Source organism: Burkholderia sp. LA-2-3-30-S1-D2 (genome assembly GCF_001523915.2).
GTDB lineage: Bacteria > Pseudomonadota > Gammaproteobacteria > Burkholderiales > Burkholderiaceae > Burkholderia > Burkholderia diffusa.
Map to the genome: position 1 here is coordinate 1,285,034 of NZ_CP013383.1, position 16,055 is coordinate 1,301,088.

11 protein-coding genes and 1 pseudogene are annotated in these 16,055 nt (G+C 67.2%); 2 read left to right on the forward strand and 10 right to left on the reverse strand.

What is annotated here, in order from left to right; translation table 11 throughout:
- Positions 1-24: 24 nt before the first annotated feature.
- The 3 genes from otsA to WS66_RS06040 form a co-directional block, all read right to left on the reverse strand.
- Positions 25-1,431 (reverse strand): alpha,alpha-trehalose-phosphate synthase (UDP-forming), encoded by a 1,407-nt coding sequence (gene otsA, locus WS66_RS06030; protein WP_059600478.1) that lies wholly within the window; start codon positions 1,429-1,431, stop codon positions 25-27.
- Between the two features lie 533 nt (positions 1,432-1,964).
- Positions 1,965-3,602 (reverse strand): methyl-accepting chemotaxis protein, encoded by a 1,638-nt coding sequence (locus tag WS66_RS06035; protein WP_059600477.1) that lies wholly within the window; start codon positions 3,600-3,602, stop codon positions 1,965-1,967.
- A gap of 412 nt (positions 3,603-4,014) precedes the next feature.
- Positions 4,015-6,042: a TonB-dependent receptor gene (locus tag WS66_RS06040; protein ID WP_059600476.1), complete on the reverse strand. Its 2,028-nt coding sequence runs from the start codon at positions 6,040-6,042 to the stop codon at positions 4,015-4,017.
- 474 nt (positions 6,043-6,516) lie between these two features.
- Here WS66_RS06040 and adhP point away from each other — a divergent pair, with 474 nt between their 5' ends.
- Positions 6,517-7,545, forward strand: a complete 1,029-nt coding sequence (gene adhP / locus WS66_RS06045) for an alcohol dehydrogenase AdhP (RefSeq protein ID WP_059600475.1) — start codon at positions 6,517-6,519, stop codon at positions 7,543-7,545.
- 64 nt (positions 7,546-7,609) lie between these two features.
- Here the strand turns inward: adhP and WS66_RS06050 are convergent, their stop codons facing one another.
- From WS66_RS06050 to WS66_RS06065, 3 genes are all read right to left on the reverse strand, one after another.
- Entirely contained in the window at positions 7,610-9,070 is a 1,461-nt protein-coding gene (locus WS66_RS06050; RefSeq protein WP_059600594.1) for a sialidase family protein, read from the reverse strand.
- Between the two features lie 460 nt (positions 9,071-9,530).
- On the reverse strand, positions 9,531-9,962 hold the full coding sequence (locus tag WS66_RS06060; RefSeq protein WP_059600474.1) for a MarR family winged helix-turn-helix transcriptional regulator: 432 nt from the start codon (positions 9,960-9,962) through the stop codon (positions 9,531-9,533).
- Complete coding sequence (locus WS66_RS06065; RefSeq protein WP_059600473.1) at positions 9,959-10,876, reverse strand: alpha/beta hydrolase family protein; 918 nt, start codon at positions 10,874-10,876, stop codon at positions 9,959-9,961. The genes WS66_RS06060 and WS66_RS06065 overlap by 4 nt, the downstream gene beginning before the upstream one ends.
- 299 nt (positions 10,877-11,175) lie before the next feature.
- Here WS66_RS06065 and WS66_RS06070 point away from each other — a divergent pair, with 299 nt between their 5' ends.
- The gene (locus WS66_RS06070) at positions 11,176-12,141 is read left to right on the forward strand and encodes an ABC transporter substrate-binding protein (protein ID WP_059600472.1); all 966 of its coding nucleotides are present in this window, start codon (positions 11,176-11,178) and stop codon (positions 12,139-12,141) included.
- Between the two features lie 170 nt (positions 12,142-12,311).
- Here the strand turns inward: WS66_RS06070 and WS66_RS06075 are convergent.
- From WS66_RS06075 to WS66_RS06090, 4 genes and pseudogenes are all read right to left on the reverse strand, one after another.
- Positions 12,312-12,463, reverse strand: a pseudogene (locus WS66_RS06075) (ABC transporter substrate-binding protein); the annotation flags it as partial.
- A gap of 183 nt (positions 12,464-12,646) precedes the next feature.
- On the reverse strand, positions 12,647-13,681 hold the full coding sequence (locus tag WS66_RS06080) for a succinylglutamate desuccinylase/aspartoacylase family protein (RefSeq protein WP_059600471.1): 1,035 nt from the start codon (positions 13,679-13,681) through the stop codon (positions 12,647-12,649).
- Positions 13,682-13,923: 242 nt separating this feature from the next.
- Positions 13,924-14,199, reverse strand: a complete 276-nt coding sequence (locus tag WS66_RS06085) for a hypothetical protein (RefSeq protein ID WP_059600470.1) — start codon at positions 14,197-14,199, stop codon at positions 13,924-13,926.
- Positions 14,200-14,490: 291 nt separating this feature from the next.
- Positions 14,491-16,041, reverse strand: a complete 1,551-nt coding sequence (locus WS66_RS06090) for a diguanylate cyclase domain-containing protein (RefSeq protein ID WP_059600469.1) — start codon at positions 16,039-16,041, stop codon at positions 14,491-14,493.
- Positions 16,042-16,055: the final 14 nt, after the last annotated feature.

Sequence of the window (16,055 nt, forward strand, 5' to 3'; positions counted from 1 at the left end):
CTGTCGCCGGCAGGACGTGGTGCGTCAGGACTCGGTTGCGGCGGCGACTTCCGCCGCTTCGGCGAGCGCGTCGAGAAAGCGCGTGCGCCACCAGTGCACGTCGGTCTTGCGCACGATCGCCATCAGCGCGTCGTGGCGCTGGCGGCGTTCGTCGAGCGGCATCGTGAGCGCGCGCTGGATCGCCTGCGCGGTGCCTTGCGTGTCGTACGGATTGACGAGCAGCGCGGGCTTCAACTGCTCGGCCGCGCCCGCGAAACGCGACAGCACGAGCACGCCCGGATCGGCCTCGTCCTGCGCGGCGAGAAACTCCTTCGCGACCAGGTTCATGCCATCGCGCAGCGGCGTGACGAGCGCGACGCGGCTCGCGCGGTAGAGGCCCGGCAAGCGCTTGCGCGCGACCGTGCGGTGGATGTAGCGCATCGGCATCCACTCGAGTTCGCCGTAATCGCCGTTGATCGCGCCGCACAGGCTGTCCATCTCGCGCCGCAGGTCGTCGTACGCGCCGAGATCCTCGCGGCTTGGTGCGGCGATCTGGATCAGCGTCGCGCGGTCGCGGTTCTCCGGATATTGTTCGAGCAACTGACGGAACGCGTGCACGCGCTGCGGCAGCCCCTTCGTGTAGTCGAGCCGGTCGACGCCGACGAGCAACTGGCGACGCGAATACTCGTCGCGCATCCGCTCGAACATGTCGATGCCGTCGCGGTTCTCCGCGAGCGCCGCGAATTCGTCGACGTTGATGCCGATCGGGAACGCACCGGCCGACAGCGTGCGGCCGAAAGCGTGCAGGCGGCCGTCCGGTAGCCGCGCGGCGCCGGCTTCCGCCTCGACGTAGTGCTCGAAGTGAAGGAGATCCGATTCGGTCTGGAAGCCGACGAGATCGTAGGCGAACAGCGAGCGCATCAGCCACTCGTGCTCCGGGATCGCGGCCATGATCGGCGGCGGCGGCATCGGAATGTGCAGGAAGAAGCCGATCGGATTCCTGCAGCCCGTCGCACGCAGTTCGGCGGCGAGCGGAATCAGCTGGTAATCGTGGACCCAGACGACGTCGTCGGGGCGCAGCAGCGTGCTCAGCTTGCGCGCGAACAACTGGTTCACACGCCGGTAGCCGTCCGCGAAGCGGCGGTCGAACTGCGCGAGATCGAGGCGGTAGTGGAACACTGGCCACAGCACGTTGTTCGAGTAGCCGAGGTAGTACGCGTCGTAATCCTGCGGATCGAGATCGATCGTCGCGAGCTGGATGCCGCCGACGTTCTGTATCTGCACGTCGTCGCCGTGCGCGGGGCGTTCACCGTCGCCGCGCAGCCTGCCGCTCCACCCGAACCAGACGCCGCCCGATTCCTGCAGGCTGTCTTTCACGGCCACGGCAAGCCCGCCTGCCGCGGCTTTACGGGGATCTGCAATGCGATTGGATACGACGACAAGTCGGCTCACCAGCTCTCCTGCGAATGGTTGGGGAAGGTTCGTGCGGCCAGGGCGCGAGGCGGACGCCGCCATCGACGCGTGGCGCGATGGGGCCGCGATACGAGCGGACGGGAATCAGGGAACGCGATTCGCCGTTCGAACGTGGAGTGCTTTTTTAGGATACTCGTCATTCGGATGATTTAAAAGTGCATGACCGCGATCGGCGAATTCGCAGGCGGTTCAACACTTGCCGTTTCGCGTGCAGGGCGGGCGGGACCGGAAATTGCGCTGCAGCGTGTGCAACGGGAGGCGGCGATCCTGGAGAAAGGGGATCGTGGACGTACGCGCCCGATCGTATTCCGTGTCGATCGAAATTGCTTCGATCGATCGCGATGTGCGTGGTCGACGCGCGCGAGGATGCGTGCCGCGGAGACATGGAGCGTGCCGCGCGACGCCCGGCGTTTCAGGTTCGCACGAGCGTGACGACCGTCGCACGCAGGCGGTGGCGATGCGCAGCCGGGCCGTGTTCCGTGCGACGCGTTACGCGTGACACGCGTGACACGTTATGCGGCAGCAGCCTGCCAGTGCGACGCGCTGTCGTCTGCTTGCGCACGCGCGTGTGCCGACGCTGCATGTTCGCCGGCCGGCATCCGGAACGCGGACACCGTCTCCGACAGATCGCGGCCCTGCGCCTCGAGCGATTTCGACGCGGCCGCGGCCTGTTCGACGAGTGCCGCGTTCTGCTGCGTCGTCTCGTCCATCTGCGTGATCGTCAGGTTCACCTGGTCGATGCCGCGGCTCTGTTCGGCCGATGCGGCCGCGATTTCACCCATGATGTCGGTGACGCGCGCGACGGCTCGCGTCACGTCCGACATCGTCTTGCCGGCTTCGCCCGCGAGCGCCGAGCCGTCCTGGATCGTCTGTACCGATGCCGAGATCAGCTCCTTGATTTCCTTCGCAGCGGTGGACGAACGTTGCGCGAGGCTGCGCACCTCGCTCGCGACGACCGCGAAGCCGCGGCCCTGTTCGCCCGCGCGTGCCGCCTCGACGGCCGCGTTCAGCGCGAGGATGTTGGTCTGGAATGCGATGCCTTCGATGATCCCGGTGATGTCCGCAATTTTCGAGGAGCTGTTGCCGATCTCCGTCATCGTATCGACCACGCGGCCGACCACCGCGCTGCCGCGCAGCGCGACGTCCGACGCGTTCGCGGCGAGCGTGCTCGCCTGCTGCGCGTTCTCCGCGTTCAGGCGCACCGTCGACGTGAATTGCTCCATCGTCGCGGCGGTCTCCTGCAGCGATGCGGCCTGTTCCTCGGTGCGCTGGCTCAGGTCGAGATTGCCCGATGCGATTTCGCCTACCGCATGCGCGATGCTGTTCGACGAATCGCGCACGCGACCGACGATGTCGATCAGCCGCGCATTCATCGTGCGCAGCGCGTCGAGCAGGTCGCGCGTCTCGTCGTTGCCGCTCACGCTGATACGGCTGCCAAGATCGCCATTGGCCACCGTGCGCGCGACGTCGACTGCCGCGACGATCGGTGCGGTGATCCTGCGCGTCAGCCACAGGCCGCCGCCAAGCGCCACCGCGATCGCGATTGCGCAGATGGCCAGCAGCAAGTTGCGCTCGATCGCGTAGCGATCCGAGAATGCCTGCGCGATCGCGACTTCACGCTCGTGCGTATAGGTTGCGTACGCATCGGTCGCGCGAACCAGTTGCGCAAGCAACGGACGGCAGCGATTGTCGATATCGGCGGTCGCCTCGTCCTTCTTGCCGGCCTGCGCGAGCCCGACGATATTCAGCGCGACGGGCCCATAGCTCGCTTCGACGCGCACGATCTCGGCGACCAGTTCGCGCGCGCGGTCGGTCGTGTCGGTCGCATTCGCCATCAGGTCCTTCAGCTTCGCGAGACGGTCCTGCACGTCCTTGTGCGCCTGCTGCACTTCGGCCAGTTCGAGCTGGATGTCGGACGGCGTGGTCACGAGCACCAGATTGCGCGCGGCGATCGCGCGCCGGTCGACCGCCGTACGGATTTGCGCGGACAGGTTTGCGCGCGCATTGACGCCGTTCATGTACCGGGAAAACTCGTCGTTCGTATCGGACAGCGCTTTCAGCGCCATGCCCGACACGGCCACGACGACCACGGCGAGCAAACCGAAGCCGCCAAGCAGTTTTGCCTTGATCGTTATTCTGGCGATTTTCACGATGTGCCTCTGTGCGAGTGGTTGACGATGGGAATTTGTTGTTCGACCGCGTGCAGGCCCGTGCCGTCATTAACGGGAATGCCGGATATTTCTTTACCCATCGAAAACCCTGATATTTATTATTTTTTCATTGGAAACCCCGCCGGTTGGGCTTTCTCGATCCGGAGAAAGGCTCATGAATCGCCAATGATCGTCGCGTTCATACGCGGACATGAAAATCGACTTTTTACCGAAAGTTAATACGTTCTGGTCGGTTTCTCAAATCGCCAGATTGGTATGTTCCTTGATTTGCGGGTGAATCGCGCATTTACGTTCGGACGCTCGGGAACGCCCGATTTGGCCCTGTAAAAGAGGCTAAGAATGCGCGCCCGTTCGACCCGGCCCGCGGCCGGCGCCGCGGGCCGTCCGGCGATCAGAACGTCGTGCGCAGGCCGGCCATCATGCTGCGGCCGCCTTGCGGCGCGAAGCCGCGCACGACCGAGGTCGCATAGCGGATCTCCTGGTTCGTCAGGTTGTCGCCGCGCAGGTACGCGAGCCAGTGCGTCGCGCCGACACGGAACTTGTACGTGAGCATCACGCCGAGCGACGTGTAGCCGTCGGTCGGAACGTCGTTGTCGGGCACGCGGTGCTGCGACCACGCGTGCGTGACCTGCGCGCGCGCGCCGAACGGGCCGTAGCCATAGTCGGCCGCGAGCGTCGCGCGCAGCGGCGCGATGCGCGGCAGCGGCTGGCCGGTGTCGACGTTGCGTGCATGCGTGTAATCGGCGGTCAGTTCCAGGTCGACCGTGTGACCGCGCCGCGAGAACGCGCGCCACTTGCCGTCGAGTTCGATGCCGTAGAACTCGGCGCGCACGCCGCGATAGATGGCTTCGTCGAGCGTATCGCCGGCGCCGGGCGCGACCGGTTCGCCGTCGTCGTTCACGATGCGGCCCGTGTTGTACTCGGTCAGGTAGTTGGAAAAGCGGTTGTAGAACACGCCGACGCTGCCGCGGTTCGGGCCGCTCGCATAGCGTAGCGACAGGTCGGTCGACACGGCCTTTTCCTTCGACGCGTTCGGGTTGCCGATCAGGAACTGGCCGGTCGCGTCGTGCGGGCCGTTCGAGTACAACTCGTAGAAGGTCGGCGCGCGTTCGGTGTACGCGACGTTCGCCGCGACCGACCACACGGGCGTCAGCGAGAACAGCGCGCCGGCCGATACGCTGCCGGCATTGAAGTCGCGCGGCTGCGCGACCGCGAATTTCTCGATGCCGGCCGGATCGGGATCGATCTTCACGTGCTCGAAGCGCCCGCCGAGGCTCAGCTTCAGCGCGGGGGCGACCTGCCATTCCTCGAGACCGAACAGCGCGACGCTGTTCGTTCGCGTGGACGGCACGAGCATTTCGTCGCCGAGCGCCGAGAACGTGTTCTGGCCGAACTGAACACCGATCGCGCCTTCGAACGGGCCGATCCTGCGATGCCGCGCCTCGATGCGCGCCTCGTAGCCGCGGTTGCGGAAGGTGGTGGCCGTCTCGCCGTTGTCGACTTCCTTGTGGCGATAGTCGGTGTACGCGAAGTCGAACTTCAGCGTCGTGAACGGGCCGCTCAGGTTGCGCACCTCGGACGCGAGCGCGAGGCGCTCCTGACGCATCCGCAAGCGCACGTCGTCCTCGGCGACGGAGCCGTAGTTCGACTCGTAGCCGCTGTACGACAGGCCCGCGAAGCCATCGGCCCACGTGTACGACGCGCCGAGCGCGCCGCCATGCACGCGGCCGTCGCTGTTCGGCACGTTGCCGTACGGTTGCGGCGTGTCGGGGCCGTCGATCGCCCGTTGCTGGCTGCTGCGCGCGTAGCCGGGAATCCGCAGCTTGCTCGTTTCCCGGTCGAATGCGTCGACATGGAACGCAAAGCGGCCGTTGCCGCCTTCGACCTGCGCGGCGCCCGCGCGCACCGAATTGGCGCCACCGTAGCGCGCGTCGAGCGCGCCCGTCACGCCTTCGATCGCCTCTCGCGGAATCCGGTTGTCGATCGTGTTGACGACCCCGCCGACCGCGTTGCCGCCGTACAGCAGCGCGGCCGGCCCACGCACGATCTCGACGCGCTCGATCGACAGCGGATCCTGCGGCACCGCGTGGTCGTACGACAGCGACGACGCGTCGTAGGCGGCGACGCCATTCTGCAGCAGGCGGATCCGGTCGCCGTCCATCCCGCGGATGATCGGGCGGCCGACCATCGGCCCGTAGGTGGTGGTCGATATGCCGGGCAGGCCGTCGAGCGTTTCGCCGAGCGAATCGGCCTGGCGGCGCGTCAGCGCGTCGCCGGACAGTTGCACGGTCGGCGAGATCAGCTCGGTGTCGCCGAGCGGGTTCGCGGTCACGAAAATCGGCGCGAGCGGCGTGGTGTGCGTCGGCGTCGACGAGGCGGGCGTATCGGCCTGTGCGTGCGCGACGGCGGCGAACAGCATCAGCGAAACGGGCGGAAGCGGGCGAAGCGGTAGACGAGGGAGGTCGCGCATGGTCGGTGAATCGGTTGGAATGGGTTGGAATCGGATCGGGAAACGAGACATGCGGGTCACCACTTGATACGATATATTGTTGCGTCCGCGACGCGCAGTGACCCGTTTGGATATGACTCGGCGTAACCCGGCCACCCGGGCGGAACGGCTTCAGATGGACGAGTTCGCGAAATGATATGTTATATCATTACAAATTCCAAGCGAAACGGCGGTAGCCCACAGGGTCTCCGACAACCTGCCGAAATGGCCGAGAACGCGGCGGCGGGACGTTCAAACCGGCACCGGGACCGGCGGCGCGAGCGACCATGTCTCGCGATGAATGCGCCGCCGGCGCGCACGATTTCTGCCCCGTTGATGCGCATCAATGCGTTCCGGTTTCGAGCCCGGATACTGGCGCGGTCATCGACCAGACAGGAGCGACGCATGACTCAAACCATGAAAGCGGCGGTGGTGCACGCGTTCGGCGAACCGTTGCGCATCGAGGAAGTGCCGATCCCGACGCCGGGCCCTGGCCAGATCCTCGTCAACATCAAGGCGACGGGTGTCTGCCATACGGACCTGCACGCAGCCGACGGCGACTGGCCCGTGAAGCCGACGCTGCCGTTCATTCCCGGACACGAAGGCGTGGGCGTCGTCGCGGCGGTCGGCGCGGGCGTCACGCACGTGCGCGAGGGCGACCGCGTCGGCGTGCCGTGGCTCTACACGGCGTGCGGCCACTGCGAGTACTGCCACACCGGCTGGGAAACCCTTTGCCACGGGCAGCAGAACACCGGCTATTCGGTGAACGGCAGCTACGCGGAATACGTGCTGGCCGATCCCGACTACGTCGGCCATCTGCCCGCGCAGGTCGCGTTCGACGAGATCGCGCCGATCCTGTGCGCGGGCGTAACCGTCTACAAGGGGATTCGCGTCACCGACACGCGTCCGGGCCAGTGGATCGCGATTTCGGGTATCGGCGGGCTCGGCCACGTGGCCGTGCAATACGCGCGCGCGATGGGCCTGCACGTCGCGGCGATCGACGTGTCTCCGGCCAAGCTCGAACTCGCTCGCCAGCTTGGCGCACAACTGACGATCGATGCGTCGACCGACGATCCGGCGAAGGTCATCCAGAAGGAGATCGGCGGGGCGCATGGCGTGCTGGTCACGGCCGTGTCGCGCAGTGCGTTCGCGCAGGCGCTCGGGATGGTGCGGCGTGGCGGCACGGTGGCGCTCAACGGCTTGCCGCCCGGCGATTTCCCGTTGCCGATCTTCTCGACCGTGCTGAACGGCATCACGGTGCGCGGCTCGATCGTCGGCACGCGTCGCGATCTGCAGGAATCACTCGATTTCGCGGCGGACGGGCTGGTGCGCGCGCATATCCATCGTGACCGACTCGGCAACATCAACGACATATTCGCGCGGCTGCGCGAAGGGAAGGTCGACGGCCGCATCGTGCTGACCGACATGCATTGACGCGCATTCGGGCACGCTGCCGCGACGCGAGGGGCGTCGCGGCAGCGCTGCGCTCACGCGTGCATCACGGCGTGAAGAACACGTCGGTGCGGTTCGTCAGGTTGCCCGCGTTGGTCTGGACGAAGAACGGATGGAACGACGACGACGGCAGCACGTCGAGCCCCTGGTAATCGCCGATGAAGAAGCCTTCCGCGTTCGGCGCGAGCTTCATGTCGAACGGGCCGCCGACGCGCCGCTCGTCGGCGAACGTGGTGCCGCCGTCGTGCGAGATCTTGCGCCAGAACCCGGTCGGCAGCGTCGTCGTGTTGCCGGCCTGCAGGTCGCGGAAGTCGTAGTAGGTGACCATCGCCGAGCCGGCATTGTCGACGCGCACCGACGGATTGAACGCGGCACGCCCGGTCGGCGTGTTCACTTGCAGCGGCGCGCTCCAGCTCGCGCCGCCGTCCTTCGACGTCGACAGCGCGATCTCGTCGTAGTTGCCGCCGTTGAAGCGGCTGTCCTGCCAGACGACGTACAGTTGCCCGGATGCCGGATCGATCGCGGGCTCCGGAATGATGTCGCCGGTGCGTACCGGTTCGCCGGTGTTCGGATCGGTCACGCCGACCGTCTGCAGCCCGGCGATCACCTGCGGCTTCGTCCAGGTCGCGCCGTCGTCGGTCGACTTGATGAACGCGACCTTGCCGGCCGCCTTGCTGAACGGCGGCTGGATCAGGTCGAAGAAGTCGTAGAGCGTACCGGTCTTCGGGTCGACGACGATCTGGTTGCCGATCGTCTGCTGACGCGACGGCACGTTGACGATGACCTTCGCTCTGCTCCACGTCTTGCCGCCGTCGACCGTCTTCGAGAAGAATGTCGGCCCGCGATATGCCTGCGTGTGCAGGTTCGCATACGGGTTGCCGTTCGGCAGTTCGAGGCGGTCCCACACCGCGTAGGCCGTGCCGGCCTTCACCGGGCTCGCCGTGACCGATTCCTTGTCGTTGAAGAACTGCGTCGTCGGTTCGTCGTTCGCGATCAGCACGGCCGGGCTGCTCCACGTCTGTCCGCCGTCGGTCGACACCGAGGCCGCGACCGCATTGCCGTTGTTCGACTGGTTGAACGAGATCGATACCGAATACGCGGTGCCGTCGGGCCCGAACGACACCCACGGATCTGACGCGCGCTCGTACTTGAGCCCGCCCGGCGCGCAGGCGCTGAACGGTTGCGGCGTGCGCGCCCAGGTCGCACCGCCGTCGAACGTGTAGCCGGCGACGAGCCCGTGGGCGCCGCCGTTCGACCAACGATCCTGCTGCCACACGCCGATCATGTTGGTCGGGTTCGCCGGATTGACCGAGAGCCATGGTTCGACCTCGGCGTTCACGTAGTTCGTGCCGGGGCCGCCGATGGTGCAGGCGGCGAACGGGCTCGGGCCGGACACGACCACGGGGTCGGCATGCGCGGCCGCGGCGGCGGCCATCGCCATTCCCATCGTGGCGGACAGGCGGGTGAGGCGGGTGACAAGCGAGTGGGATACCATCGTGTGTCGCATGAACTGCTCCTCGTTCACGTGCGGCGGCGATGTCAGGGCGCAGCGGCACGTCGCGCACCGGTACGCGGCGGCAATGGACGCCGTGCCACGCGTCGGATCGTGTCGTTCAGGAGGCCGCTTCAGTCATCGCAATCCGCGTGTGCTGGATGCCGCCAGCACGTCGGTCAAGACACCTCTTCGTTTTCATTGCTTGTCGAGTGCGCCCAAGGATGCGGACGCGACGGGAAGGCCAGTCCGTGCATATGACGAATGCGTCGAAGTGGATAGCAATGTAGGCGATCGGTATGCGGCGCGGGAGGCAATTTTTTGTAACAGGACGTAGCCGGAAAGCGTTGCCGAAGCGGTGCTTCCGGAACGCAAAATTTGCCGCCGGAAAGTTCGGAAACCGAATCGAAAGCGCGAATCGGAATCGCTATCGATTACGCGGCATCATGCCGATGCGGCGCACCGCCGGCGCCGTTCAGCGTTCGGTCGGAAAGCGGTCCTGCAATGCGTGCAGCCAGCGCGCGATGACGTCGAGTTCGGCGTCGGAAAACCCGTCACACAGCTTGCCGTTCAGCTCGCGCAGCGCCACGCGCGCACGCTTGAGCGCCGCTTGTCCTTCGTCGGTCAGGAACAGGCGCGTTGCACGCCCGTCGTCCGAATCGGCGTGACGCGCGAGCAGGCCGGCCTTCGCCATCCGGTCGGCGAGCCCCGTCATCGCGGACGGCGCCAATTGCAGCGCCGCGCCGACTTCGCCGATCAGCGCGCCGTCCTGCCTCGCGAGGCAGAACAGCACGCCGGCCTGCGCGGCGCTGGCGCGCGCATCGGTCTCGGCCTTGCGATCGACCCAGCGCTGCACGCGCCGCTGGCCGATGGTCAACAGGAAAAACAGTCGTCGGTCTTCGCTCAAGCTCGGTTCCCGGCTGCAATGGAAAGGGACGGGTGACCCGCAGCGCGCGGCGCGTCGAGCGCCTGTGCGAGCCAGTCTGCGACCGCTGGCCACAGCACGGTGCCTGGCCGGCTGCGGAAGAAACCCATGTGTCCGACCGGTCCGCTGCCTGCGGCGTTCGGATCGATCTGGCGGCGTTCGACGGCCGCCCGGGTCAGGTAGCTTACCAGCAGGTCGATCGCGGGTGGGTTCGCCCACGGATCGTCGTCGAAGCCGAGCGCGAGAATCGGCAACTGCTGCTTCGAGAAGCGCTCGGCTGCCCCGAGCGTCGGATCGTCGAAGAAGTAGCGCGGCAACGTGGTCCAGCGGCTCCACTCGCGGAACACGCCGGCGGGGAGGTCCTCGCCGAGCCCGAGACGCTTGCCCGGCACGTAGCCGAGCAGCGCGGACGCGAGCGGGCCGAGCACGCGCAGGATCAGCCGCACCTTCAGCCGCTCGGCCGCGCGGGAAATCAGCCGCGTGCTGCCCGCGTGCGCGGCGACGAGCACGGCCGCGCGCAGGTGCGCGGTGCCGGCCGACAGCCCGATCGCGTGACCGCCGACGCTATGCCCGACCGCCAGCAGCGGTAACCCTGCGTACGCGTTACGCGCCCACGCGATCGCGGCGGCCACGTCGAGTTCGACCCAGTCGCGCATGCGGGCCTGCAGCGCGCTCAGCCGCGCGGGCCGCGAGGCACCGATGCCGCGATAGTTGTAGGTCAGCGCCGCGAAGCCGCGTTCGGTCAGGAAGCGCGCGAAGCCCGCGTACAGCCGCTCCGGCACGGCGGTAGCCGGATGGATCAACACCAGCGCGCGCGGTGGCGTGTCCGGCAACCACAGCGTGCCGCGCAGCGTATAGCCGTCGGCGGCGCAAAACTCCACGGGGTCTGACGTCATGGCCATCCTCATTCGGGTAGTTATTTCGTATGCGAAATATAGTGCGTGATTTATTTCGTGCGCGAAATATCTATCGAGGAATCATTCGAACGGTGGTGCGCGACGCGTGGCGGCCGGCGTCGCTTCGTGGCGACTCATCCATAAAACATTTGCATCTTTGCATAGAAGAATATTGCGTTTGTCTCATGAAGCGGATCGCCTTATCTTCATCGGTTCCATCCGTGCGCCGGCCGTCGCGGCAAGCGGACCCAAGGGCGACGCCGTCGCGCGGCCGTCCGCCAACCACCGGGGAGATCACGTTGTTGAGCCGAATCGTCACGGCGCTGCTGCTCGCGCTCGCCGCGCAGCCGGGCATCGCCAAAGACACCGTCACGCTGCGCGTCGGTGAACAGAATTACTTCAACATCCAGGCGTCGATGGAGGCGTCCGGCGTGCTGAAGGACCTGCCTTACACGATCGAGTGGAAGCACTTCCAGGCCGCCGCGCCCGTTGCCGAAAGCCTGAACGGCAATGCGATCGACATCGGCTTCCTCGGCGATTCCGCGCTGCTCACGCTGGCCGCGCGCGGCGCGCCGGTGAAAGTGATCGCGGTGTCGCGGCAGAGCCTCGACGGCGTCGCGATCCTCGTGCCGAAGAACTCGCCGGTGCGCACCGTCGCCGACCTGCAGGGCAAGACCGTGGCCGTCTGGCGCGGCGCATGGAGCCAGCAGCTCGTGCTGCGCGCGCTCGAACACGCTGGCCTGCGCGCGGATTCCGTCAAGTACGCTTACCTGATGCCGATCGATGCGACCAACGCGCTCGCGAACGGCTCGGTCGACGCCGTGTCGCTGTGGGAGCCGTTCGTCAGCACGCTCGCGCTGCGGCAAGGCGCGCGGCCGGTGACGACCGCGCAGGGCCTGATGCCCGCGCTGAGCTTCGTCGCGGCGAACGAGCAGGCGGCTACGGCCAGGCGCGCGGAGATCACCGATTTCCTGAAGCGCGTGGTGGCCGCGCGCCAGTGGGTCGACAGTCATCCGCGCGAGTATGCCGACCTGTGGGCGAAGCGCGCGACGCTCGAGCCGGACGTCGCGTACCGCTGGCTCGACAACGCGCACCAGCGCGTGGGCCCCGTCGACGACACGGCCGCGAAGGATGCGCAGAACACGGCCGACTTCCTGCACAAGGCCGGCGTGATTCCGGCCGCCTACGACACGGCGAAGCTGCTCGACCGGTCGTATGCGGGCGCATTCGCGGCGCCCGCGCAAAAGACGGCGGCCGCGCAGTGACCGTGCCGCCACGTCCGCCCGTTTCCGGCGATTCACGCGCATGTCGCGGAACTCGACCGGTATCACGCGGCGGTGACGGCGAAGGCGGCGAAGGTTGTCTTTTCGTTTCACCCGGGCATTTCAATCGTGGAATGCCGGGACGATTTCATTTCATGGGTCAGCGCATCGAGTCAGAACGACGGCAACCCCGGCGGATTCGTCTCCGCGCCGTCTCCGCGCGCGCGACCGCCTCGCTCTGCTTACCCCAGCGCGCAAGCGCCTGCCCGTAGCGGCCGTTGCCGATGAGCGCGTTCGTCGCGAGCGTCAGCGGATTGCGCCTCCCGCATGGTGGCGCTCGACCTCGACCTCGACCTGGATCGCGGACAGCACGGTCAGGATGATCAGGTACCAGACGGTCGCGACCATCAGCAGCGGAATCACTTCGAAATTAAGGATTTCGCGGGGCGCGTCAGAAGGCTTGCAGGGGGCCTGGGGTGGGCGGAGAAACCGTAGTCGATCAGGCGGATTACCCGATGACGCGCGGCGTCGTCGAAGCCTCCGCCAGCTGAAACAGGCAATCGCCGCGCCGCACCTGCGCGGGCACGCGCTTGCACACCACTTCGCCGTCGCCCTTGAAGCGGTGCAGCACCGGTTCGCGCAGCGGCGTGTCGGGGAAGTGCACCCACGCGGCCGGCTGGCCGGCCTTCACCTGGTCGCCGAGTTCGACGAGCGGTTCGTACAGCCCGCGCTCGTACGCGTAGACGAAGTGGCGATCGCCGTCGACGCGCAGGAAGCGCGTGACGGTCGGCGGCGCGTCGGGCACGAGCGCGCCGTGCAGCAGGCCGATATGGCCGAGGTAGTGCAGCAGCCCGTGGCGGCCGAGCCGGATCAGCGACGGATCGGCCATCCCCGCGCCGCCAAGCTCGGTCACGATCGAGATCGCGCCCTGCCGGCGCGCGGCCGATGCCGAGTGCACCGGGTTCGGCGCGTGCAGCAGCGCGTTCGGCAGCCCGAACGCGACCAGCAGCCCGTTGAGCTTCGCCGCCTCGTCGTCGTCGAGCGGGTCGATCGCGAGCATGTTGCCGCCCTGGTACAGCAGCGAGCTGCCGCCCGAATGCAGGTCGACCAGATACTGCGCGCGCGACAGCAGCGCATGCTCGATGTAATGCGCGATCATCTGCGTCGGTGTGCCGGTCGGGTCGCCGGGGAAGCTGCGATTCAGGTTGCCTTCGTCGAGCGGCGACACGCGCAAGCCTGCATCGGCCGCGGGGAAATTCGCCATCGGCAGCAGGATCAGTTGCCCGCTCACCATCTCCGGATCGATCTCGCGCATCAGCTGCGACACGATGATCTGGCCTTCGTATTCGTCGCCGTGGTTGCCGGCCATCACGAGCGCGACCGGGCCGTCGCCATTGCGGATCGACGCGATCGGGATCGGCAGCCAGCCGTATGCGGAGCGATGCACGGAATGCGGCAGGCGCAGGTAGCCCGCATGCTTGCCTTGTGCATCGAGATCGATTTCGCAGTGGATGGGATTTCGGTGGGAGGAGGAGGCGGTCATGGCCACATCGTTCGATGAACGTAATCTGCCATCTTATCGGGAAACGACCGCCGCGCGGCGTGCGCGATGCGGGCGATGCCGGACGCTGTCAAGCGGCCCGCGCGCGAACCTGCGACATGCGCCATCCGAGCAGCCGCACGCGATGTTGCAGCGGTGATACGCATGCCGGCGCGCGGCCGCCCGCGCACGCCGTGTTTCGCGTCGGGCCCCTTGTCGCAACGGGGCCGGCGCGCGCGATCGCTTCAGCGACCGGATGTTTCAGCTTCGATACGGCCTTCTTCCCACAGGGCCCAGAAACGGCTGCCGGCGCGATAGGGATTTGCACGTCGCGCCGCGTGATCGGTGACGCCCTGGCGAAATGCGCCGTACAGCGTCAGCGGCGGATTGTCGACACACGCGGCTTCACGCGCGGCGGGCGCGCGGTGATCGGAAACGAGCCGCCGGATCAGCGAGGCGCCGTCGATCACGTCAAGTTGATCGCTCGCTTCCGCACGGCTGAGGACTTCGACGGTATTCATGTGTGGGCTCCCTGACATCCTGTTTCCCAGTCAAGGAGCAATAAGGGTGCCAGCCGCGAAAATCCGCTTGCCGCACCGATCGTGCGGGCTTCTGCGGCGAACGTGACGCGCGGTGCGGGCCGATGTTACGGAACACGTCACGTGACACGGGCGAGCGCGGCGGAACACGTGCGCGTATGCGCCCAGCCACGCGAAGCGTTTCGGGAATCAATCGCGGGGAAGCGAAAAGGGACGCGCAGGAGGGACACGCAGTAAAGCGCGGAGGCCGTCGGCGTCAACGAACGCGCGCGCTCAGCTCGTGGTCGCGGGCGCCACGCGCCTGCTTCCGGCCGAATAGAAGCGGTAGATTCCCTTGCCGGCCGACTTCGCTTCGTACAGCGCGCTGTCGGCCTGCCGGATCAGTTCGTCGGCGGAGCCGTGCCCGTCGTCGAGCGCGATGCCGATGCTGATCCCGAAGCTGACGGTCTCGCCGATCGACAGCGCGTACGGCGCCGAGATCTGCCGGATGATCCGCGCGGCGAGGAGCGAGCAGGCCTGCATCGTGGTGGCGTCGAGCGCGACGACGAATTCGTCGCCGCCGATCCGCGCCGCCAGCTCGCCGGGCGGCAGGGTCTTGCCGAGCCGCTCGGCGACCTGCGTGAGCACTTCATCGCCGGCCTGGTGGCCGAACCGGTCGTTGATTGCCTTGAAGCCGTCGAGGTCGAGATACATGACGGCGAGCGTGGCGCCCGGCAGGCGCGGCCGATGCGCGAGCATCCGCTTGAGTTGCGCATGCAGTTCGTGGCGGTTCGGCAATCCCGTCAGCGCGTCGTGTCGCGCGAGGTGCCGGATGTGCTGCTCGCTGCGGCGGCGCGTGGTGACGTCCTCGACGATGATCACCGCGTTGCCGTCCGGCACGCGATGGCGCGTCAGTTCCAGCTGTCGGCCGTCGGCGAGCGTGATGTCGAGCGGCACCGGTTCGTCATGGTTCAGCCAGACGTCGCATTGCACGGCGAGACCTGCACCGTCGGAATCGGTCACCGCGTTCGCGCCGAGCGCCGCGACGACGTCGGGTAGCGGCGTATCGAGCATGATCTCGCGTGGCGAGCCGAACAATTGCGCGGTACGACGGTTCGCGACGATCACGCGGCTCTCGCCGTCGATCATGCACAGGCCGTGCGGCATGTAGGTGAGGGCGGCGTCGAAGCGCGCGACGAGCTCGGCGTTGCGCTGGCGCGCGGCGATCAGCGCGACCAGCACGCTGTAATGACGCTGGACGACCGTGCGCATGGCCGCGAGATAGATCGCGAGCGGCGGCAGCAGCAGCCATGCGCCGGGCCGGTCGACCAGCAACGCGCCGAGGCCGATCGGCAGGACGCCGAGCGTGACCTGGGTCATCGCGAGCCGCGGCAGCGCCGAATTGCGCGACGCGATCCCGCCGAACACGCCGCCCGCGACCATCACCGACAGCGTGCCGAGCTCGGCGTCGGGCGCCGCCACGCAGCCCATCACGCCGAGGCCGAGCACGAAGCACGCGACGAGCGACACGGGCGCATAGCGCAGCGCCCAGTATTCGGCGCGATCGTCGCCGGCGGCACGGTGCACTGCATACGCGCGTGCGATCGCGAGCCGCGCGGCGAGCAGGCCGACGTCGACGATGAGCCACACCGAACACCAGAGTTGTTGCAGCCGGATCAGCGCGATCGCCGCGACGAACGCGCTGGCGAGGCCGGACAGCGCCATCGGGCGTACGTCTTCGAACAGCGTGACGAGCATCGACGGGCGTAGCCCGGCCGTCACGCGGTGATTGCCGCAGGGGGGAGTGGCGAGAACGGCGTTCAGGAGGCTTGCCTTGACTGCCATGGCTATTTTGACCT